The sequence below is a fragment of the Actinomadura viridis genome (assembly GCF_015751755.1).
In the GTDB taxonomy this organism is placed as follows: Bacteria; Actinomycetota; Actinomycetes; order Streptosporangiales; family Streptosporangiaceae; genus Spirillospora; species Spirillospora viridis.
Genome location: NZ_JADOUA010000001.1, coordinates 2,661,737 through 2,681,920, shown reverse-complemented (window position 1 = coordinate 2,681,920; position 20,184 = coordinate 2,661,737). Strand labels below are relative to the sequence as shown.

19 protein-coding genes are annotated in these 20,184 nt (G+C 74.9%); 4 read left to right on the top strand and 15 right to left on the bottom strand.

Translation table 11 applies throughout. The features are described 5' to 3' along the window. Nucleotides 1–153 precede the first annotated feature (153 nt). From IW256_RS42170 to IW256_RS11970, 5 genes are all read right to left on the bottom strand, one after another. A complete protein-coding gene (locus IW256_RS42170; protein WP_197011028.1) occupies nt 154–1,911 on the bottom strand; it encodes a sodium:solute symporter family transporter in 1,758 nt (585 codons plus the stop codon). 7 nt (nt 1,912–1,918) lie between these two features. Next, nucleotides 1,919–2,386, bottom strand: a complete 468-nt coding sequence (locus tag IW256_RS11985) for a hypothetical protein (RefSeq protein ID WP_197011027.1) — start codon at nt 2,384–2,386, stop codon at nt 1,919–1,921. Continuing rightward, complete coding sequence (locus IW256_RS11980) at nt 2,386–3,171, bottom strand: LytR/AlgR family response regulator transcription factor (protein WP_197011026.1); 786 nt, start codon at nt 3,169–3,171, stop codon at nt 2,386–2,388. Before IW256_RS11980 ends, IW256_RS11985 begins: the two co-directional genes overlap by 1 nt. Before the next feature lie 92 nt (nt 3,172–3,263). Then, nucleotides 3,264–4,562 (bottom strand): sensor histidine kinase, encoded by a 1,299-nt coding sequence (locus IW256_RS11975; RefSeq protein ID WP_197011025.1) that lies wholly within the window; start codon nt 4,560–4,562, stop codon nt 3,264–3,266. A 75-nt stretch (nt 4,563–4,637) separates the two neighbouring features. Then, complete coding sequence (locus IW256_RS11970) at nt 4,638–5,261, bottom strand: sulfite oxidase-like oxidoreductase (protein WP_420535402.1); 624 nt, start codon at nt 5,259–5,261, stop codon at nt 4,638–4,640. Nucleotides 5,262–5,605: 344 nt separating this feature from the next. Here IW256_RS11970 and aroF point away from each other — a divergent pair, with 344 nt between their 5' ends. From aroF to IW256_RS11955, 3 genes are all read left to right on the top strand, one after another. Next, the gene (gene aroF / locus IW256_RS11965) at nt 5,606–6,646 is read left to right on the top strand and encodes a 3-deoxy-7-phosphoheptulonate synthase (RefSeq protein WP_197011023.1); all 1,041 of its coding nucleotides are present in this window, start codon (nt 5,606–5,608) and stop codon (nt 6,644–6,646) included. A 358-nt stretch (nt 6,647–7,004) separates the two neighbouring features. Beyond that, nucleotides 7,005–7,952, top strand: coding sequence for an EamA family transporter (locus tag IW256_RS11960; RefSeq protein ID WP_197011022.1), 948 nt, complete (start codon nt 7,005–7,007; stop codon nt 7,950–7,952). A 109-nt stretch (nt 7,953–8,061) separates the two neighbouring features. After that, nucleotides 8,062–9,045 carry a DUF5954 family protein gene (locus IW256_RS11955; protein WP_197011021.1) on the top strand — a complete coding sequence of 328 codons (984 nt, stop codon included), beginning with the start codon at nt 8,062–8,064 and terminating at the stop codon, nt 9,043–9,045. 53 nt (nt 9,046–9,098) lie between these two features. Here IW256_RS11955 and thiI read toward each other — a convergent pair whose 3' ends face one another. From thiI to IW256_RS11915, 8 genes are all read right to left on the bottom strand, one after another. After that, nucleotides 9,099–10,331 carry a tRNA uracil 4-sulfurtransferase ThiI gene (gene thiI / locus IW256_RS11950; RefSeq protein ID WP_197011020.1) on the bottom strand — a complete coding sequence of 411 codons (1,233 nt, stop codon included), beginning with the start codon at nt 10,329–10,331 and terminating at the stop codon, nt 9,099–9,101. 190 nt (nt 10,332–10,521) lie between these two features. Beyond that, nucleotides 10,522–11,547, bottom strand: a complete 1,026-nt coding sequence (locus tag IW256_RS11945) for a 6-phosphofructokinase (RefSeq protein WP_197011019.1) — start codon at nt 11,545–11,547, stop codon at nt 10,522–10,524. A gap of 195 nt (nt 11,548–11,742) precedes the next feature. Then, nucleotides 11,743–12,225, bottom strand: coding sequence for an SCO6045 C-terminal-like domain-containing protein (locus IW256_RS11940; RefSeq protein WP_197011018.1), 483 nt, complete (start codon nt 12,223–12,225; stop codon nt 11,743–11,745). After that, nucleotides 12,222–13,157 (bottom strand): MbnB/TglH/ChrH family RiPP precursor modification enzyme, encoded by a 936-nt coding sequence (locus IW256_RS11935; protein WP_197011017.1) that lies wholly within the window; start codon nt 13,155–13,157, stop codon nt 12,222–12,224. The genes IW256_RS11940 and IW256_RS11935 overlap by 4 nt, the downstream gene beginning before the upstream one ends. Further along, nucleotides 13,154–14,035, bottom strand: a complete 882-nt coding sequence (locus IW256_RS11930) for a TIGR04222 domain-containing membrane protein (RefSeq protein WP_197011016.1) — start codon at nt 14,033–14,035, stop codon at nt 13,154–13,156. The genes IW256_RS11935 and IW256_RS11930 overlap by 4 nt, the downstream gene beginning before the upstream one ends. Before the next feature lie 228 nt (nt 14,036–14,263). Continuing rightward, entirely contained in the window at nt 14,264–14,899 is a 636-nt protein-coding gene (locus IW256_RS11925) for a response regulator (RefSeq protein ID WP_197016265.1), read from the bottom strand. Nucleotides 14,900–14,989: 90 nt separating this feature from the next. After that, nucleotides 14,990–16,189 (bottom strand): MacS family sensor histidine kinase, encoded by a 1,200-nt coding sequence (gene macS / locus IW256_RS11920; protein ID WP_197011015.1) that lies wholly within the window; start codon nt 16,187–16,189, stop codon nt 14,990–14,992. Nucleotides 16,190–16,231: 42 nt separating this feature from the next. After that, a complete protein-coding gene (locus IW256_RS11915; RefSeq protein ID WP_197011014.1) occupies nt 16,232–16,945 on the bottom strand; it encodes a lysophospholipid acyltransferase family protein in 714 nt (237 codons plus the stop codon). Nucleotides 16,946–17,332: 387 nt separating this feature from the next. On the opposite strand from IW256_RS11915, the gene IW256_RS11910 reads away from it, so the two are divergent. Beyond that, nucleotides 17,333–18,403: a hypothetical protein gene (locus tag IW256_RS11910; protein ID WP_197011013.1), complete on the top strand. Its 1,071-nt coding sequence runs from the start codon at nt 17,333–17,335 to the stop codon at nt 18,401–18,403. Nucleotides 18,404–18,425: 22 nt separating this feature from the next. Here the strand turns inward: IW256_RS11910 and IW256_RS11905 are convergent, their stop codons facing one another. Both IW256_RS11905 and IW256_RS11900 read right to left on the bottom strand, forming a co-directional pair. Continuing rightward, a complete protein-coding gene (locus IW256_RS11905) occupies nt 18,426–19,178 on the bottom strand; it encodes an endonuclease/exonuclease/phosphatase family protein (RefSeq protein WP_197011012.1) in 753 nt (250 codons plus the stop codon). 24 nt (nt 19,179–19,202) lie between these two features. After that, complete coding sequence (locus IW256_RS11900) at nt 19,203–20,147, bottom strand: ROK family glucokinase (protein ID WP_197011011.1); 945 nt, start codon at nt 20,145–20,147, stop codon at nt 19,203–19,205. Nucleotides 20,148–20,184 lie beyond the last annotated feature (37 nt).

Genomic DNA, 20,184 nt, shown 5'->3' with positions numbered 1-20,184 from the left:
CGGCGCGGTCTCCGTGCGTGGTGCCACTGAGAACATTAGGGGCCTCCACCCCCGTTCAGGGCCCGGAACCCGCCACACTCGGCGAACGGTCAGTAGTCAGCGATATACGTAGAGTAGTCGAACGGCCAGCGGGCCGTCGGCCGCGACGAGCGGTCAGGGGAACGGTCCACGAGGTCCTCTCCGGTCCGCCGTCCCCTCCGGAAGGTGCAGCCGGGCCATCACGCGGTCGGCGTCGCGCGGGACGCGCGGCCGGGTCAGCAGCGACACCCCGGCCATCACGGCGAACGTCACGGGCACGATGACGGGGGCGGGCTGCGCCAGCAGCACCTCCGACCATCCCCCCACCTGACCTGCGAGGATCCCGGCCACGCCCGCGGCCAGCGCCAAGCCCGCGCCCGTCACCAGCCCCGCCCCGGCACCGGCCGCCGTCAGCCCCCGCCACCACAGGCCGAGCACCAGCAGCGGGCACAGCGAGCAGGCCGACACCGTCAGCCCCAGCGCGATCAGCCGGCCGGCGCTGAGGCCGCCGAGCGGGCCGGGCATCAGGCTCAGCGGCACCGCCAGCACGATGAGCGCGCCCAGCCGGAACCCGGCGATCCGGCCGCGCGCCAGGCACTGCGCGAGCGTGCTCGCGGTGGCCACCACGATCCCGCAGGAGGCGGAGGCGAACGCGGCGAACGCCCCGGCCACCACCAGGCCGGTGAGCAACGCCCCGCCGGTGCCCGGCAGCACCAGCCTGGGCAGCGTCAGGACGACGGCGTCGGTGTCGCCGGTCATCAGGAGCTCGGGTGCGTAGAGGCGGCCCAGCGCCCCGTACACGGCCGGGAAGAGGTAGAACAGCGCCAGCAGCACCGGGACCGTCGCCGCGGTACGGCGGGCCGCGGCGCCGCAGGCGTTGGTGTAGAAGCGCATCAGGACGTGCGGAAGCCCGACGGTGCCCAGCGCGGCGCAGACGATCAGCGCGTACGTGGCGTACAGCCGGTGGTGCCGATCGGAGCTCAGCGGTGTCGCCCAGGTGACCTCGTCCTGGACCGGCAGCGGGTCCAGGTGCGGGACGGCCGCGCCCGCCGGGAAGGTCATCCGTGTCCGCTGCTCCACGGTGTGGCGCCCGGCGGTGATGGTGACCCGCTCGCCGCGGTGCCAGGTGCCGTCCAGGCGCCCGCGCACCGCCGCATCCAGCCGGTCCGGCATCCGCAGGACCAGGTCGGTCTGGGCGTGGACGGTGGTGACGCGGGCGAACCGCGGCGGGCCGTCACCGGACACGCCCGCGGGCCCGTCCGGGCCGCCGCCGTCCAGCCGCCAGATCATGATCAGCGCCAGCGCGGGAACGGTCAGCGCCACCAGCTTCACCCAGTACTGCACCGCCTGGAGGTTGGTCATGCTGCGCACGCAGCCGGTCAGCACCAGCACGAGCACGACGACCACCACGACCGCCCACCCCGCCCACATCGGCGCGCCGGTCAGCACCCGCAGCGTGATCCCCGCGCCCCGGAACTGCGGGAGCAGGCAGCACCACCCGATCAGGCAGACGCAGGCGGACGAGAGCCTCCGCAGCACCCGCGACCCCAGCCGCCATTCGGCGAAGTCGGAGACGGTGTACGCGCCGGAGCGGCGCAGCGGGGCGGCGACGAGCGCCACCAGCAGGACGTAACCGGCCGTGGCCCCCACCGGCAGCCACAGGATGTCGGCTCCGTAGGCCAGCAGCAGGCCGGCCAGGCCCAGGTAGGCGGCGGCCGACAGGTACTCGCCGCCGATCGCCGAGGCGTTCCACAGGGGCGTGACCCCGCGGGAGGCGCTGAGGAGGGGCGAGTCCGGGCGGCCGTCGCGGCGGCGCCCGCAGCCGGGCACCAGGGCCGCGCCGAGCGCCGCGACCAGGACGGCGAGCACGGCGGCGGTCACCGTGCCGTTCACGACCGGCTCACGGGAGGTCCACGAACGCGGCGAGCTCCCGCTCGTTCCGCTCGCTGCGCCGGACGTGCCGGGCCGCCAGCGCGATCCAGGCGGCCTGCGCGGCGGCGGCCACGATCATCCAGGCCAGCGGGACGCCCCAGGGACGCACCCGGCTCAGGTCCGGTACCGCGAGCGGCAGCAGCGGCAGGCCGGCGATCACGGCCAGCGCGATGCCGCAGGTGGACAGGGCGGTGCGCAGCTGCGCCCGGATCAGGGCGCGCGCGTGCCGGGCGCCCGCGGCGCCCTCGCCGGGGCCGCGGGCCGGGGCGCCGAGGCCGCCGCGCGCCACGGCGCCGCCCGAGGCGGCGGGCCGGGCGCGGCGCCGGGCGCCGGGCGCGCGGGGGCTGCGGACCGGCACCCGCCGCCGGCCTGGCCGTCCCGGGCGTTCTCCGCGCGTGCCGCCCGTGTCGCCGCCACCGGGCGCGCCCGCGCCCATCAGGTGCCCTCCTGCCCGGACCCCGGATCACCCTGGCGGAACCGGCGTACGAGCAGGTCGCGGACCTCCCGGGTGTGGCGGCGGCTCACCGGGAGCAGCTCCCCGCCGACCTGGACCGCGGCCCGGCCCCCGTCGAAGTGCAGTTCGCTGATGTGCGCCGAGGCCACCAGGGTGCTGCGGTGGATCCGGATGAAGCCGGCCGACTGCCAGCGGCGGGCCAGCACGGCGAGCGGCATGCGGACCAGGAAGCTGCCGTCCTCGGTGTGCAGCCGGACGTAGTCGCCGTGCGCCTCCACGTGCGTCACCGACCGCCGGGAGACCAGCCGGGTGCGCCCGGCCAGCTCCACCGGGACCATCTCGTCCTCCTCGGCGCGGTCCTGCGGCTCGTCCCCGCCCGCGGCGCGGCGCCGGGCCGCCTCGTCGACCCGGCGCACCGCCTCGGCCAGCCGTTCCGGGCGGACCGGCTTGAGCAGGTAGTCCAGGGCCCCCAGCTCGTACGCGGTGACCGCGCAGTCGTCGTAGGCGGTCACGAACACCACGTGCGGGGGCGCGGCGAACCCGGTGAGGAGGCGGGTGAAGTCCAGGCCGTCCAGGCCCGGCATCCGGATGTCGAGGAAGACCGCGTCCAGCCGTTCCCCCGCGACCAGGATGCGGCTGAGGTCGCGCAGCGCCCCGGCGGCCTCGCCCGCGCACAGCACGCGTTCGATCCGCGGATCGGCCCGCAGGAGGTAGGCCAGTTCCTCCAGTGCGGGCACTTCGTCGTCGATGGCCAGGACACGCAGCATAGGAGGACCATGCCGCGATTACTGTCCGTCCGCAATCGGTTTCGATAGGTGAGTCGGGATGACGGCGCGGCCCGCCGCGGGCGGCCCGTCCCTCACGCGGGGAAGAGGCCCGCCCGGCTCTTGGGGACGCGCAGATTGACCTTGGTGCCCGCCCCGACGGCGGTCTCGACGGTCAGGCCGAACGCGTCGCCGTACAGCTGGCGCATCCGCTCGTCGACGTTGGCCAGGCCGATGCCCGCGCCCGAGCGGTCCCGTCCGGCCGCGGCGCGCGCCCGGGCGGGGCCGGCGCCCGCGGCCAGGATCTCCAGCAGCCGGTCGGGGTCCATGCCCGCGCCGTCGTCCTCGACGCTGATCGCGGCCTCGGCGCCGGCGTCGCGGGCCACGATCCGGACGTGGAACGGCACGGGCCCCGGCACGCCGTCCATCCCGTGCCGGATGGCGTTCTCGACCAGGGGCTGCAGGGACAGGAACGGCACCGTGACCGGCAGTACCTCGGGCGCCACCTCCACGCTGAACTGGAGCCGGTCGCCGAACCTCGCCCGTTCCAGCAGCAGGTAGCGGTCGATCGAGCGCAGCTCCTCGGCCAGGGTGGTGAAGTCGCGGGGGTCGCGGAAGGAGTAGCGGGCGAAGTCGGCGAAGTCCAGGAGCAGCTCGCGGGCCCGCTCGGGATCGGTGCGGACGAACGAGGCGATGGTGGTGAGGGAGTTGTAGACGAAGTGGGGGGAGATCTGGGCCCGCAGCGCCCGCATCTCGGCCTCGGCCAGCAGCGCCCGCGAGGAGTCGAGCTCGGCCAGCTCCAGCTGGCCGGACAGCCAGCGGGCCACCTCGCTCACGGCGCGCACCCGGGCGGCCGAGGCGGCGGAGACGTACGCGGCGAAGGCGCCCTCCACCCGGCCCTCGACCGCCAGGGGGGCCACCACGGCGACCCGGATCCGGCACCGGTGGTCGCCGCAGCGCATCCGGTCGGGGGAGATCACCCGCGCCCGCCCCGTCGCGAGGACCTGCCGGACGTGCCCGAGCACGTCCCCGGAGTGGCGGGCGCCGCCCGCGCCCTCCCAGACCAGCAGCCGCCCGGGGGCGCCGGGGGCGGAGGCCGCCCGGACGGGCGCCGCGGGCCCGGGGTCCTCGGCGACCACCACGGCGATCGCCTCGGCGCCCAGCAGCGACCGCAGGTCCCGCGCGGCCCGGCGCGCGGACTCCCGGGTCAGCCCGCCGCGCAGGGAGGGCGAGGCCCGCGAGATGGTGTGCAGCGTCGCGAAGGTGACCTCGTCGGCCACGCCGCCGAACCCCCGCCGCCGCGTACGCGCCCACCGCCCCAGCGTGGCGGCGGCGACGGCGGCGGCCGTGATGACGGTGGATGCCACCACGTCCAGTACGGATGGTATGGGCATGACAACTTACGGTAACGTCCTGGTCCGGCTCGCGAGCGGACAACCGCGAGACCATGCCGTACGGGCCGGCCGGGGTCAGAGGGGCGGGGACTCGTCCGCGTCCTCCTGGTAGGAGTAACGCTGCTCGCGCCAGGGGTCGGCGACGTTGTGGTAGCCGCGTTCCTCCCAGAAGCCCCGCCGGTCCTTCACCATGTACTCGATGCCGCGGACCCACTTGACGCTCTTCCAGGCGTACAGGTGGGGCACCACGAGGCGGATCGGGAAACCGTGGTCGGGTGACAGGCGTTCGCCGTTGCGATGGGTGGCGAACATGGTCCCCTCGGCCAGGAAGTCGCTCATCCTGATGTTGGCGCTGTAGCCGTACTCCGCCCACACCATCACGTGCGTGACGTCCGGATGGGGCGGCGCCAGCTCGACCACGGCCGGGCCGGAGACGCCCTCCCACTCGTTGTCGGGGATCGTGAACTTGGTGACGCAGTGGAAGTCGGCGACGGCGCGGGTCCGGGGCAGGGCGTCGAACTCGTCCCAGGACCAGCCGTGCTGGCCGCCCGACGCCGTCGCGCCGAACACCCGGAAATCCCAGTCCTTGGGACGGAACTTGGGCACCGGGCCATAGTGGAGGACCGGCCAGCCGCGCGGGACGTACTGTCCTGGCGGGAGTGCCCGCTGATCTTCTGAGGGCTCTTCGGGTGGGGACATGACGCGGGCCATACTGCCACCCGTAGTGAGCTGAGCCATATTCGGGCCCCCGGAAACCGGCCGCACGGCAGCGCGGTACCGCGCGGCGGGGCACGGCGGCGCCTCCGCCACGGCACGGTGGCCTCCCCGATGCGGCGCGGCGAACAGGCCATGGGTTAAGCTGTCGGGCATGCGCAACGTCAAGTATTTCTTTTGGTTCGACCAGCCCGGGCGGCTGGTCTGCCAGACGCTGCGCTGACAGACCTGATGACGAGAGCCCCGGGCCACCACGGCCCGGGGCTTTCGTCGTTCCAGGGTGTTGACGGGCCCGGACGGGGTCCGCGGGATGAGGAGAGGCACAGCACATGGTCATCGTCATGGCTCCGGAGGCGACCGAAGCCGATATCAGAGCCGTCGTCTCACTGGTCGAGACGGCGGGCGGCGACGCGTTCGTCAGCCGCGGGGTGGAGCGCACCATCGTCGGCCTGGTCGGGGACGTCCAGCAGTTCGGCACCCTCAACCTCCGGGGGATGGCCGGGGTCAGCGACGTCATCCGGATCTCGGTGCCCTACAAGCTGGTCAGCAGGGAGAACCACGCCGAGCGCTCGGTGGTGCGGGTGGGCGGCGTGCCGATCGGCCCCGGCACCATGACGCTGATCGCCGGGCCGTGCGCGGTGGAGACCCCCGAGCAGACCCTGCAGGCGGCGCAGATGGCGCAGGCCGCGGGCGCGAGCCTGCTGCGCGGCGGCGCGTTCAAGCCGCGCAGCTCCCCCTACGCCTTCCAGGGCCTCGGTGAGGCCGGGCTGCGGATCCTGGCGGACGTCCGGGAGGAGACCGGCATGCCGGTCGTCACCGAGGTCGTGGACGCCAAGGACGTGGAGCTGGTCGCCGGCTACGCCGACATGCTCCAGATCGGCACCCGCAACGCGCAGAACTTCGCGCTCCTCCAGGCCGCCGGCGAGGCGGGCCGCCCGGTCCTGCTCAAGCGGGGCATGAGCGGCACCATCGAGGAGTGGCTGATGGCGGCCGAGTACATCGCCCAGCGCGGCAACCTGGACATCGTGCTGTGCGAACGGGGCATCCGCACGTTCGAGAAGGCCACCCGCAACACCCTGGACATCTCCGCGGTCCCGGTCGCCCAGCGCCTCTCCCACCTGCCGGTCATCGTGGACCCCTCGCACTCGGGCGGCAGCCGCGACCTGGTGCTGCCGCTGACGCGGGCGGCGGTCGCGGTCGGCGCGGACGGCGTGATCATCGATGTGCACCCGCACCCGGAGACCGCCCTGTGCGACGGGCCGCAGGCCCTGGTGGACGGAGACCTGCGCGAGCTGGCCCGGCTCGTGCGCGACCTGCCGCCGCTGGTCGGACGGACGCTGGCCGTCGCCGGCGACGGCGTCCCCGCCTGATCCCCTCTCCCCTCCCCGCCCGTTCTGGACGCCGGTCCTGGACGTGAGGCGTCCTGGTGACGCGCCGCCGGAGCCCGGGGCCGCCGCGGCCCCGGCGGCGCGTCCCGGCCCCGCCCCGCCCCGCGCAAAGCCCTGCCGGCCCCGAGCGCGCCCGTCGTGGCCGGGCACGGCCCGGCCTGGGGTAGAGTCCACGATCATGGAGTACTGGACACCGAACTGCGGGCCGCCCCGCGCCTGAAGGGGCGCGGCGACCGTTCTCTGAGTTCCCGCGGGCCCGGCGCGGACGCGCCCGGCCCGATACTGACGCGCCCCGAATCCGGATCATCCTTTCCGATTCGCATTCAGGAGCGTTCCTCACGTGTCCGTACGTACCAAAGAGCCCGAGCTCGACCCTGCCGCCGCACGGCCCGGCGCCGCGCCGCGCCGCTCGTCCCGCTGGCTGACCGGCGGCGCCGGCATCCTGGTGGCCGCCTGCCTGTGGGGCACCACCGGCACCGTCCGCACCTTCGTCCCGGAGGCCTCCAGCGTCTCCGTCGCCGCCGTCCGCATCGTCATGGGCGGCCTGGTGCTGGTGGCGTTCGCCGCCCTCACCGCCCGGCCCGGCCTGGTCCGGCTGCTGCGCTCGCGCCGCGACCGGCCGCTGGTCGTCCTCGGGGCCATGGCGATCACCGTGTACCAGACCGTCTTCTTCGTCGCCGCGGCCCGTACCGGGGTGGCGATCGGCACCGTCGTCACCATCGGCAGCGCCCCGGCCTTCGCCGGGCTGCTGGGGCTGATCGCCCGGCGCTCCCCGCTGGACCGGCGGTGGACGCTGGCGACCGGCGGCGCGGTGGTGGGCTGCACCGCGCTGGTCCTGGGCGGTGCGGACGCCGGCGTCGAGCCGGTCGGCATCGGCCTGGCCCTGCTGTCGGGCCTGGCCTACGCGCTGTACGCCACGGTCACCTCCGTCCTCATCGACCGCGGCCGGCAGGACCGGGCCGTCGTCGGGACGCTGTTCGGGATGGCGGGCGTGCTGCTGCTGCCGGTCCTGCTGGCGGGCTCCCCCGGGTGGCTGCTCCAGGGGTCCGGCGCGGCCATCGCCCTGTATCTCGGGGTGGTGACCACGGCGGGCGGCTACGTCCTGTTCGCGCGCGGGCTGCGCGTGACGCCCGCCACCACGGCGACGACGCTGACGCTGGCCGAGCCCGCGGTGGCCGCGGTGCTCGGGGTGGCGCTGCTCGGCGAGCGGCTGGGCGGCGTCGCTCTGGGCGGGCTGGCGCTGCTGGCCGCGAGCCTGCTGGCGCTGGTCCTGCCCGCGCGCCGCTGAGCGGCGGGCCCGGCGGCCGCGGGGAGCCGCCGGGCCCGTGCGCGCCTGTTTTCGACAAATTGGTCTGAACCACTGGGCAGAGCGGGCCGTGACGAGGATGATGTCCGGCATGACGACGGGCGACGGGGAACCCCGCCGGCGGCTCTTCCCCGAGGAACTGAACGGTGTCGATCCGGTCGCCGCGGTGATGCTCGCGGACGCGTGCCGGTCCATCGCGGCCTACCCGGAGCTGGTGGCGGTCGGCCCGCTCTTCGCCGCGGCGGAGCGGGTGGCGGGCGGCTGGCAGGTCGTGTGCCCGTGCGACCCGCTTCCGCAGGGCGCCAGGGAGCTGCTGGCCGACCACCTGGAGGACACCGCCGCGTTCGGCGGCACCCCGGGTCCCGGCCCCGCCGTGAGACCCGGCCCCGCCGTGAGCCCGGGAGCCGGAGCCGGGCCCGGGTCAGGCCCCGCCGCCCCCGTGGCACGGGCGCTGCTGGACGCGGCCCGCGAGCTGCGGACCCGGCCGGTGGACGATCTCACGGTCGCCGGCCGGCGCTTCCGCATCGTCCGGATCGAGCAGCTGGTGCGGACCGGGCCGGACGGGCCCGAGCCGCCGCGGCCCACCGATCTCGACCCGCATCCGCGCGACCACCGCCTGCCCCGCTGCCGCCCCTACGACCGGCTTCCGGACGGGCAGGCCACTCCCGACCTGGCCACCGCCGAGCTGCTCTGCCAGCTGCTGGACGCCGCGGCCCGCACGGGCACCGAACCGTCGGAGTCGTTCCTGACCCCGGTGCAGCTCACCCCGGCGTTCACCGTGGCGGAACGTTCCGAAGGCCGCTGGCGTCCGGTGGGCCGGCTGCACGACACGCCGCAGCAGGCGCGCGACTCGCTCGCCACCTACTTCCGCCACGTCGTCCCGGCGGTGGAGCGGCCGGGCGAGACCGAGCTGGCCGCGTACGCCGAGGCCGCCGGGCTGATGGCGGACTCCGGCCGCCGCAACGGGATCGAGGTGGCGGGCCGGCGGTTCCGGATCGTCCGGCTGGAACGGCTCACCCTGATGGGCCCCGAAGGCCCGGAGCCGCCCCGTCCCTCCGACGCCGACCCGCGTTAGTCGCTGTCTCAAAGTCCCGGCCCACGGCGCCCGGACGAGGGCGCGCGGCGCGTTCAGGCGGAGGCGTCGCCGTAGACCGGGCGGTGCTCCTGGACGGAGCCGGCCAGCTGCTCGGCCAGCTCCTCCACGTCCAGGCGCTTCTCGATCCGGTGCAGGTCGTCGATCTTGGCGCGGGTCTCGGCCCGGCGCGGGGCCAGCAGCGTGCAGCAGTCCTCGTCGGGCAGCTCGGAGATCGTCAGCGTCCGGATCCGGCGCGCCTGGTCCATGATCTCGACCTTGTCCATCCCGATCAGGGGACGCAGTACGGGCAGTTCCACGGCGTCGTCCAGGGCGGTCAGGTTGGTGAGCGTCTGGCTGCTCACCTGGCCCAGCGCGTCCCCGGTGATCAGAGTGCCGCCGCCCAGCCGGCGGGCCAGCACCTCGCCGGTGCGCAGCATCAGGCGGCGCTGGGCGATGACCGACAGCCGGTCGGCGCCGGAGGACTTGATCGCCTGCTGGGCCTTGCCGAACGGCACCACGAACAGCCGCGAGCCGCCCTGGAACTTGTCCAGCTCGCGGACCAGCGCGTACGCCTTGTAGATCGATTCGGGGCCGGTGAACGGCATGCCGGAGAAGTGCAGGTAGTCAAGGTGCAGCCCGCGCCGCATCATCCGGTACGCGGCGACCGGGGAGTCGATGCCGCCCGACATCAGGACCAGGCCGCGGCCGCTCATCCCGACCGGCAGCCCGCCCTGCCCGGCGAGCCCGCCGCTGAAGACGAACACCTCGTCGCGGTCGACCTCGATGGACAGCGTGTGGTCGGGGTTCTTGAGCCGGACGGTCAGGCCGTGCTTCGCGACGATGGCCGACCCGACCCGGCGCTCCAGCTCGGTGGAGGTCATCGGGAACCGCTTGTCGCGGCGGCGGGCGCGCACGGCGAACGTGCCGGAGCGGCCGGCCATCAGCTCCAGCGCGGCGCGCTCGACGCTGTCCGCGTCCTTGTCGACCCGCCAGGCGCGGTGCGCCCAGACGATGCCCATCACGTCGCCGATCCGCTCGGTCAGGGCGTCCACGGTGTCGACCGTGGCGTCCTTGGTCCGGACGATCATCACCCCGTGCCGGCGGATCACGTCCACCCGGGCGATCGGGCGGACCGCGGACTGCACGTTGCGGGCCAGCCGCTTCTCGAACAGCTCGCGGTTGCGGCCCTTGAGCACGACCTCGCCGAGCTTCAGCAGTACGCACGGCTCGCCGTCGACGGGCGTCCGCGGACCGGCAGGGTCCGTCGCGGTGTCGAGCGTGAGCATGCTGCTTCCTCCTGGGAGACCGGGATTCGGGGGCGGGTCTCTAGTGTGACCCACAGACCGCGAACGCTGCGACTCGGATTCCTGTTCCCGCGGAAGTCACGGAAGTCACGGAAGCCGCTCGGCGCCCCGGCGTCCCGCCGGCACCGGGAACGTGGAGGGGCCGTGCCGGCCCCTCCACCTCCGGTGCGGATCAGCCGAAGAAGACCTCGGCCTCGGCGTAGCGCTCGATCGGGACGGTCTTCAGCTCCTTGGTGGCCTCGTCCAGGCCGACCCGGATGATGTCGGTGCCGCGCAGGGCGACCATCTTGCCGTAGTCGCCGTCACGCACGGCGTCGATGGCCTGCAGGCCGAACCGGGTGGCCAGCACGCGGTCGAAGGCGGTCGGCGTGCCGCCGCGCTGGATGTGGCCCAGCACCGTGGCGCGGGCCTCCTTGCCGGTGCGCTTCTCGATCTCGTCGGCGAGCCGCTGGCCGATGCCGCCGAGCCGGACGTGGCCGAAGGCGTCCCGCTCGCCGGTCTGGAGCTGCATCTGCCCGTCCACCGGGTGGGCGCCCTCGGAGACCACGATGATCGGCGCGTAGCGGGTCTTGAACCGGCTCTCCACGTACGCGACGACCTTGTCGATGTCGAACGGCTGCTCGGGGATGAGGATCACGTTGGCGCCCGCCGCCATCCCGGCGTGCAGCGCGATCCAGCCCGCGTGCCGGCCCATGACCTCGCAGATCAGCGCCCGGTGGTGGCTCTCGGCGGTGGTGTGCAGCCGGTCGATCGCCTCCATCGCGATGCCGACGGCGGTGTCGAAGCCGAAGGTGTAGTCGGTGGCGTTGAGGTCGTTGTCGATGGTCTTGGGCACGCCGACCACGTTGACCCCGTTGGCGTACAGCTCGCGCGCGACGCCGAGGGTGTCCTCGCCGCCGATGGCGATCAGCGCGTCCACGCCGAGCCCGGCCAGGTTGTCCTTGATCCGCTCGATGCCGCCCTCGACCTTGATCGGGTTGGTCCGGGAGGAACCGAGGATGGTGCCGCCGCGCGGCAGGATGCCCCGGACCGTCTCGACGTCGAGGGCCATCGTGTCGCCCTCCAGGGGACCCCGCCAGCCCGCCCGGAAGCCCACGAACTCGTAGCCGAAGACCTGCACGCCCTTCCGCACCACCGCGCGGATGACCGCGTTCAGACCGGGGCAGTCACCTCCACCGGTCAGCACTCCGACGCGCATGCCCTCTCCCTCTCCAGACACCGGGCTCCTCCCTCGATTCACGAAGCCAAGACTAGTGGTCCGCACACGGCCGTACGGGGCATTCGCCCAGCACCCCGGCGTGCCCACCATTGGTCTAGACCATAGCCCGTCAGGCACCGGGCGCGGTAACTCCGCCGGGCGCCGCCGGGGCCACCGCCGGGGCCGCCCGCGGGGTCACCCGGAGGCGGCCGGCCCGAACACCCGGATCCGCCCCAGGACCTGCACGAGCACGCCCCCCGGGACGCGCCGTACGGCGAACCTGCGGCGGCGCGGGTCGCTCCGCCCGTCATAGGACCATCGTGCCTCAGTGAAGGCCAGTTCCCGCACCGCCCCCGGGGAGAGTTCGTCCCGGTGCGCCCGGGCGAAGTCCCAGGCGTCGCGGATCGATCCGCGGGTGGGCCGCCCCGCCGCCCACCCGGCGAACGTCCGCGTCCAGCCGGTGCCGTACGAGCGGGCCAGTTCGGGCCAGGCCCGCGCCACGTCCCCGGCCCGCTTGGAGAGGATGCTCCGGGCGGCGGCGCCGACCGCGCCGGCGTCGAACCCCTCGGGAAGGGGCCCGCCCGCCGCCATCGCCCGGACGAGCGCCTCCTGCGCGGCGGCCAGCCCGGCGTCGATCGGCTCGCCGCCGGGCGGCCGGGGGTCTCGCGGCCCGGTCATGTGATCGGCGGGTGCCCGGAGGCGGCGGCGATGGCGTCCAGTTCGGCGCGCAGCTCGCCGGCGGGCGGGTAGCGGCCGTCCCGTTCCAGGAGGAACCCGGGCGGGCGGCGGCGGGAGGACAGCTCGGCGATCAGGTCGATGACCTCCGGCGGGACGGGGGCGGTGTGGGTGTCGTGGTAGAGGCCGTCCTCCTGGACGCCGCCGGCGACGTGGCAGTAGGCGATCCGGTCGAGCGGCAGCCGGTCGAGCAGTTCGAGGGGGTCCCGGCCCCGGTTGCGGGCGTTGGCGTAGACGTTGGCGACGTCCAGGAGGAGCAGGGCGCCGGTGCGTTCCAGCAGTTCGGTGAGGAAGTCGCCCTCCTCGTACTCGTCGTCCGGCCAGTCGAACAGCGCCGCGATCGGCTCGACGGCCAGCGGCACCGGCAGCTCGGCCTGGGTCCGGCGGACGTTCTCGGTGAGCACCCTCAGCGCGGCGCGGGTGCGCGGGACCGGTAGCAGGTGCCCCGCCTCGATCCCGCCCGCCCGTACGAACGCGATGTGCTCGCTGACCAGCGGGGCGCGCAGGAGCTCGGCGCAGGCGGCCAGGTGCGCCACCCGTTCCGCCGCCACCGGCTCGGCGCCGCCGAGGGAGAGCCTGACGCCGTGCGGGACGACCGCCGCGCCGCGGTCGCGGAGCGCGAGCAGGTCGGGCGCGGGGTGGTCGTGGTGCACCGACTCGGCGATGACCTCGGTGAAGCGCAGGCCGGGGAGCTCGGCGACGAAGCCCGCGATCTCCGGGCGCCAGCCGAGCCCGACGCCCAGCGGCGGGAGGCCGGACGGCGCCGGCGCCGTTCCCGGGGCCACGGACAACGCCCCGCCGGGTCCCGCCGGAGCGCCCACGCCGTCGTCCGCGGTCCGCCTCGTGTCCCCGCGGCCCTTCGCGGAGCCGGTCATCCTCCGCAGCCTCCGCACCCGCCGCAGCCACCACCGCCGCAGCCGCCGCCACCGTCACCACCACCGCCGCCACCGTCGAACTGGCTGTGGATCTGGCTCTCCTCGGCGAACGCCGGGTCCATGCTCACCAGCGCGGCAGTCCCGAACAGGGCCACGCCGAAGACCATGCCGGGCGCGCCGTAGGTCGCCCACGCCGGGGACTGCGAGGGGTTCAGGTGCCGGTACCGCCTGGAGGCGTCGGCCACCACCCGCTTGCCCGCGGCCGTGCACCGCTCCGCGTCCACCAGGAGGGTGATGTTGACCAGGCCGAGCACGATCAGGGCGATCACCAGGAAGAGCACCGGTTGCCCGGAGCCGAGGCCCGCGATCAGGCGGGCGATCCCGACCAGCTCCAGCAGGACGAGCGGCAGCACGGCGAGCCGGCGGGCGCGGTGCCGCCCCGCCGACAGCATCAGGCCGTCGCGGACGAGGGCCCGCTCCAGATCGTCGATCGCCTGCCGGACCTGGGGCAGGCCGGGCAGTTCCTTGGGCGGCACCGACTTCCGTTCGGCCAGGGCGCCGTGAACGGCCTCGTCCAGCGGTGTGCGCGCCGTCCGGTCGGTGTCGGTGACGGTGACGCGCAGGCCGCCCCCTTGCGCCTCGACCGCCCCGTCCGCCCGCAGCGCGGCCACCGCGGTGGCGATCACCCTTCCGGCGCCGCCGTCCAGCAAGGCGATCTTGTACGGGTGGAGGTCGCCCTGGGGATCCCGCCCCGGCGACAGCAGCCTGCGTATCAGCAGGACGCCGGCGAGCAGCACCACCGCCGCGGGAATGAAGAGCCCGAAGAGGAAGAGCGGACCTGGAATGCCCCAGGTGTCCCCGATCGCGGCCAATGGCATCTCACCCTCCACCAATCCGACACGATCCCCCGAGACACTGATCATCGTTCACCCGCACAACGCTGCCCACCCGCCCGGCACCATCGCGTCGGGAAGCCCCCCGGATCCGGCCCGCCATGACCGCCTCCCACCTCCGGCCACCCATCGTCTTCTAGGTAGATGCGAGGTTTGCCCGGTTAGTTCCGCCCGGCGCCGTCCGGGATCCGCCCTGCCGCCCGCGGCGGCGGATCACTCCTGGTCGAGCCCCTTCTCGATGGCGTACCGGACCAGCTCGACCCGGTTGTGGAGCTGGAGCTTGCGCAGGGTGTTCTGCACGTGGTTCTGCACGGTGCGGTGGGACAGGACGAGACGCTCGGCGATCTGCCTGTAGGTCAGCCCCTTGGCGACCAGGCGCAGCACCTCGGTCTCGCGCTCGGTGAGCCTGGGGGTGTCGTCGTCCTGGGGACGTGGCGCGGCGGCGAGCCTGCGGTACTCCCCCAGGACCAGCCCGGCCAGTCCGGGGGTGAAGACCGCGTCGCCGTCACCGGCGCGCCGCACGGCGTCCAGGAACTCCGCGCGCCCGGCGGACTTGAGCAGGTACCCGGTCGCGCCCGCCTTCACCGCGTCCAGCACGTCCTGCTGCTCGCCGCTGGCCGACAGCACCAGCACCCGTACGGGCGGGTCGGCGGCGGCCAGGCGGCGGGTCACCTCGACGCCGCCGATGTCGGGCAGCTGCAGGTCCACCACGGCCAGCTGCGGCCGGGCCGCGGCGGCCACGCGCACGGCGGCCCGCCCCTCCCCGACGGTGGCGACCACCTCGTACCCCGCCTCGGCGAGGTCGCGGGCCACGGCGTCGCGCCACATCGGATGGTCGTCCACGACCATGACCCTGAGAGGCGCGGGGGAGGTGTCGCTCACGCACGCCACCTTAGAGCCCCGCCCCGGCGCGGCCCAGGGCGGCGCGGGGGCCGCCGGTCACCACTCCCGCGGCCCGGCGGGGACCGTCATCTCGATCTCGGTGCCCTGGCCGGGGGCGGAGACGATCGAGACGGTGCCGCCCAGGTCGCGGATCCGGCCCTGGATGGACTGGGCGACGCCGAGCCGGCCCGCCGCCGCGGCCTCCGCCAGCCGCCCCCGGGGCATTCCGGGACCGTCGTCGCGGACGCTGACGATGACGTCACCGGCGCCGTCGTCCTCCAGCAGGACCCAGGCGCGGGTCCCGCCGGGGCAGTGCCGCCGGACGTTGTCGAGCGCCGCCGCGACGGCCGCGCCCACCTCCCGGGCCGCGGGAACGGGCAGCCGGACGGGCGTGGCCGGGGTGGAGACGGTGACCGCCGGGGAGGCGTGGCCGTTGAGCAGCGGGCGGAGATCCGCGTCGGCGTCCTCGGCGTGCCCGTCCCCGGCCCCCGCGCCCTGCGCGTTCCCCCCGCCGGAGTCCCGGCCCGGGACACCGGCCTCTCCGGCCGCACCGATGAGGGCGCGCAGCGCCGCCTCCTGCTCCCCCGCCAGGCGGCCCAGCTCCGCCGCCTCGCCGCCCGCCTCCTGGCCGCGCCGCTGGACCAGGGCCAGCACCTGCAGCACCGAGTCGTGGATCCGGCGGGCCAGCCGTTCCCGCTCCCGGGTGGCCGCCTCCAGCTCCACCGCCCGCGCCAGCCGCGCCTCGGCGTCCAGGGCGAGCTTGACCACGTGCCCGACCACCAGTCCCGCCAGGAAGAGCAGCACGATCCCGTTGAAGGTGGCCGGGCCCGCCGTGCCCGGCGTACCGGCGGCCAGGTGCACCAGGACGCTGACCCCGCCCAGCAGCAGCGCCGCCGTGACACCGGTCCGCTTGCCGCCCGCCACCGCCCACGCCAGGACGGCCGCGGCCACCCACGAGACCGGCAGCGTCGGACGGCCATCGGCGATGTTGGCGGGCGTCTCGACCCAGGCGGTGGCCAGGAGGCAGCCGGCGGCCACCGCCAGGTCCGCGGCCAGGAGCGGCCACCCGCGCCGCCGGGCGTCGGAGAAGGCGTAGGTGGCGCAGAGGGTCCAGACCACCATGACGGCCAGCACCGCCCAGCCGCCCAGCGGATGGGCGTACTCCCCGAAGTTCTTGACGATCAGCGCGGCGGCGTAGACGAGCGACGCGCCCCGGTAGAACGCGACCGCCCGCCACAGCGCGGCCTCCAGGCCCATGCCCCTCCCCCCATGCCGCTTCTCCGCGTTGCCGCGCGCCGCCTAATCTTCGTCGGCCGGGCGGACCTCCTTGCCCGCCCTCTCGGCCTTCACCTCGGCCGCGTACCGGTCCACGTACTCCTGGCCGGACAGCTCCCGGATGGTCTGCATGATCTCGTCGGTGATCTTGCGGAGCACCTCGGGGTCGTCCTCCTGCCCGTAGTAGCGGGAGAAGTCCAGCGGGGCGCCGAAGCGGACGCCGGGGCGCACCCCCAGCCGGGGGTAGGGCCGGCCGGACGGCATCAGCTCGAAGGTGTTGATCATGGCCATCGGGACGACCGGGACCCGCGACTTCAGGGCCAGCCGGGCCACGCCGGTCTTGCCCCGGTAGAGCCGGTTGTCGGGCGCCCGGGTGCCCTCGGGGTAGATCCCGAGCAGCTTGCCCTCGCGCAGGATGCGCAGCCCGGTCTCCAGCGCCGCCTCCGCCGCCGAACCGCCGGTGCGGTCGACGGGGACGACCCCCACGCCGGTGAAGAACCCCTTGCTGATCAGGCCCTTGAGGCCCTTGCCGGTGAAGTACTCGCCCTTGCCGATGAAGTAGATCGGGCGGAACAGCGGCAGCGGCCCGAAGAAATGGTCGGCGAAGGACAGGTGGTTGCTCACCAGGAGCGCAGGGCCGCGCTTGGGGACGTTCCGCATCCCCGAGTTCCGGGGCCGCCACAGCACGTACAGGATGGGCGAGAGGACGATCCTGAGGAGGATCCAGAACCAGAGCATGCCGACACCTTCCTCCGGCCGCGCTCGCGTGCGGCGCTCATTCCGAATACTCCGACGAACGGGAGATGATGCGTCATCCTCCCATTCCCCGTGAGGCGTGCGTACTCAGCCTCCGCCGCCCCGGACGGGCCCTTGTCCGGCCCCCGGCGAGGGCGATATGAACGTAGGCTCTGCGGCAGGGAATCACGATCGGGTGGGCCCGGGGGGCTTGTTCCGGGCGATGCAGCGAATACCGTGGGACACACGTTCCGAGGGTGTCCCGGAGTGTCGCCGTCTCGCGCGGGCGGGCCGCACCGGGCGTACGCGGACGCACCACGTCTATGGGGGAGCGGAGGCCGTCATGCCGGTGCTGCCGGTGACACCGGGGTCGACGAAGGAGCCGGCCCGGTGAATCGCCGTGGCAATGGACTGTCAGCGGACTCCTACGCCCCGCTGGTCGATCTCACCCCGAGGCTGGCCGACGTCATGCTCACGGCGTTGCGCGAGGCGGGGGTGGCCGCCTACGCCGCCTCCGCCGAGGAGCTGGCCGGGCTCGCGGAGGAGGCCGCCGCGGAGGACGTCCTGGACCGGCTGTACGTCGACGTCGAGATGAAGCCGACCGCCGAGAGCGTCCTGCGGGTCCATCTGACCCGGCTGCGCGATCCCGAACGGCGCGACACCGACCTCCGCGACGCCGGGCTCCGCGAGACGGACCTCCGCGATGCCGGGGCCCGTGAGCCGGAGCTCCGCGAGCCCGAGTTGCGCGACACCGAGGCGCGTGAGAGGGAGCCCCGCGGGGCCGGATCACATGACGAGCCGCGCGACGAGCCGCGCGAGTCCGAGGTGCGCGACACCGAGGTGCGCGACACCGAGGTGCGCGACACCGGTCTCCGTGACTCCGACCTCCGTGACGCCGACCTCCGCGACGCCGGGACCGGCAGGGTCGACCTCGGCAAGGACGAGACCGGCGGCGCGGCCCGCACGGGCGGCCCGGGCCGTGCCGGGGGCACCGGCGACCTGGACGAGGAGGCCATCTGGGCCGCCATCGTCGCCGGTTACGACGCCGTTCCCGAGGGCGGCCGGGTGCCCTGGCCCGACCAGGAGAACCTGGACGAGCCCGAGCCGCCTCCCCGGCAGGGCGACGACCGTTCGGGACGCCTGCCCCGGGCCCGCGTGATCGAGTCCGCCGACGTGACCGGGCTCCCGGCCGAGGAGGACCGCGAGGGCGAGGAGGGCGAGGAGGGCCATTACGTCCCGCCGCCCCCGCCGCCCCTGCCCAGCGCCGACCCGCTCACCAAGGGCGCCTGGCTGTGCCTGGTCGGCGGGCCGCTCTACCTGCTGGTCACGGTGATCCTCGACTGGGAGGTGCCGGGCTGGGCCGCCTTCCTCGCGGTGGCCGCGTTCATCGGCGGGTTCGTGACACTGGTGCTGCGGATGGGCGACGAGCCCCGCGACCCCGACGACGGCGCGGTGGTCTGACCCCGCCGGAGCCGCCCCGCCCTCAGCGTCCGCCGGAACCTGGGACGGAACCTGAGGCGGGACCGGGACCGGGGGCGGGCGGCAGGCGGAGCCCGGCCAGGACCGGCCGGTGGTCGGTGGCGCGCGCGTAGCTCGCCGCCGCCTCCCCTCCGGGCACCCCGCAGCCGGTCACCTCGATCCGCGGATCGGCGAACACGCCGTCGATCCGCCGGGCCGGGCGCCGGGCCGGGAAGGTCGGCCCCTCCCCCTCCGGCGCCACCGCGTGGGCGTCCTGGAACCGGGCCGCCAGCAGCGTCCAGGACTCTCCCCCGGGCTCCTCGTTGACGTCCCCGGCCAGCACCACCGGGGCCCGGTAGGCGCGGCCCACCCCGTCCAGCAGGTCGATGATCTCGGCGGTGTGGGCGCGGCGCGGCGCTCCGGCCAGGTCGAGATGGGTGCTGGCCGCGACCAGCCGGGCGCCCCCGAACTCCAGGACCGCGACCGCCAGGCCGCGGCGGTGCAGGCCCGGGACGCGGCTCAGCAGATGGTGCTCGCCGTGCACGATCCGGGCGCGCGGACCGGCCAGGACGGCGAGCCCGGCGGCCCGCCGTCCCGCGGCGACCCGCATCCCGCAGGCCCGGGCCAGGCCCCGGCGCTTGCGGCGCCACCCCGCGAACCGCGGCACCTCCTGCAGGCAGGCGACGTCCGGCCCGAGGGCGCGGATCACCCCCGCCACGGCCGCCGGGTCGTCCCGCAGCGACCGGATGTTGTAGCCGAGCACCCGGACGCCCGTCATGTCATCGGCCTGGACCGGTCCCGATCAGGACCGTGCCAGGTCGGCCGCGCCGACGATGCCGGCGGCCGACCCGAGCTCGGCGATGCGGACCTCCGGCAGCGGACGGTGCCCGCGGCCGGTGAGCGCGTTCTCGAACGAGGTCCGGATCGGGTCGAGCAGCAGGTCCCCGGCGTCGGAGAGGCCCCCGCCGATGATGAACGCCCCGGGGTCGAGGATCGCGGTCAGGTCGGCCAGCCCCTGGCCCGCCCAGTGCGCCACGGTGCGGAAGCACTCCAGCGCCGCCGGGTCGCCCTCGCGGGCGGCCTGCGACACCTCCGGCCCGCTGATGCCCTCGGGACGCCCGTCGCCCAGCTCCAGCAGCCGGCCCGCCATCGCGGGCGCCACCCGGGCCAGGTCGCGGGCCTCGTGCACCAGGGCGTTGCCGCTGGCGTACTGCTCCCAGCAGCCGCGGTTGCCGCAGCCGCAGCGCCGGCCGTCCGGGACCACCCGGAAGTGGCCGACCTCGGCCCCGATCCCGAACCTGCCCCGGTAGAGCTCGCCGTTGATGATGATCCCGCCGCCGATGCCGGTGCCCAGGGTGACCAGCACGATGAAGTCGTGCCCGCGCCCGGCGCCGAACCGGGCCTCGCCCCACGCGGTGGCGTTGCCGTCGTTCTCCACCACGACCGGCAGCCCGACCAGGCTCTCGACCTTCTTCTTGATCGGCTCGTCGCGCCAGGCCAGGTTGGGCGCGAACAGCACCGTGGAACGGGTCTCGTCGACGAATCCGGCGGTGCCGAGGCCGACCGCCGCCACGTCCTCGAACTTGCCCTTGAGCAGGTCGACGACCTCGGCGATGACCGCGGCGGTCTCCTGGGGGTTGGTGGAGGGGGTGGGCCGCCGGACCTTCTCCAGGATCCTGCCCCGGTCGTCGACCACGCCCGCGGCGACCTTCGTACCCCCCACATCAACGCCGATGGTCAGGGCCATGTACCGTTCCTCCTCCTCGCGGCGCCTCACGGAGCCT

Coding starts and splice junctions, on each gene's coding strand:
- IW256_RS11935 (WP_197011017.1), bottom strand. CDS start 13,157: ATGACCGGCTCCGCGAAGGGCCGCGGGGACACGAGGCGGACCGCGGAC.
- IW256_RS11940 (WP_197011018.1), bottom strand. CDS start 12,225: ATGACCGGGCCGCGAGACCCCCGGCCGCCCGGCGGCGAGCCGATCGAC.
- IW256_RS11915 (WP_197011014.1), bottom strand. CDS start 16,945: ATGCTCTGGTTCTGGATCCTCCTCAGGATCGTCCTCTCGCCCATCCTG.
- IW256_RS11900 (WP_197011011.1), bottom strand. CDS start 20,147: ATGGCCCTGACCATCGGCGTTGATGTGGGGGGTACGAAGGTCGCCGCG.
- aroF (WP_197011023.1), top strand. CDS start 5,606: ATGGTCATCGTCATGGCTCCGGAGGCGACCGAAGCCGATATCAGAGCC.
- IW256_RS11945 (WP_197011019.1), bottom strand. CDS start 11,547: ATGCGCGTCGGAGTGCTGACCGGTGGAGGTGACTGCCCCGGTCTGAAC.
- IW256_RS11930 (WP_197011016.1), bottom strand. CDS start 14,035: ATGCCATTGGCCGCGATCGGGGACACCTGGGGCATTCCAGGTCCGCTC.
- IW256_RS11970 (WP_420535402.1), bottom strand. CDS start 5,261: ATGTCCCCACCCGAAGAGCCCTCAGAAGATCAGCGGGCACTCCCGCCA.
- IW256_RS11955 (WP_197011021.1), top strand. CDS start 8,062: ATGACGACGGGCGACGGGGAACCCCGCCGGCGGCTCTTCCCCGAGGAA.
- IW256_RS11980 (WP_197011026.1), bottom strand. CDS start 3,171: ATGCTGCGTGTCCTGGCCATCGACGACGAAGTGCCCGCACTGGAGGAA.
- IW256_RS11975 (WP_197011025.1), bottom strand. CDS start 4,562: ATGCCCATACCATCCGTACTGGACGTGGTGGCATCCACCGTCATCACG.
- thiI (WP_197011020.1), bottom strand. CDS start 10,331: ATGCTCACGCTCGACACCGCGACGGACCCTGCCGGTCCGCGGACGCCC.
- IW256_RS11985 (WP_197011027.1), bottom strand. CDS start 2,386: ATGGGCGCGGGCGCGCCCGGTGGCGGCGACACGGGCGGCACGCGCGGA.
- IW256_RS11925 (WP_197016265.1), bottom strand. CDS start 14,899: ATGGTCGTGGACGACCATCCGATGTGGCGCGACGCCGTGGCCCGCGAC.
- IW256_RS11905 (WP_197011012.1), bottom strand. CDS start 19,178: ATGACGGGCGTCCGGGTGCTCGGCTACAACATCCGGTCGCTGCGGGAC.
- macS (WP_197011015.1), bottom strand. CDS start 16,189: ATGGGCCTGGAGGCCGCGCTGTGGCGGGCGGTCGCGTTCTACCGGGGC.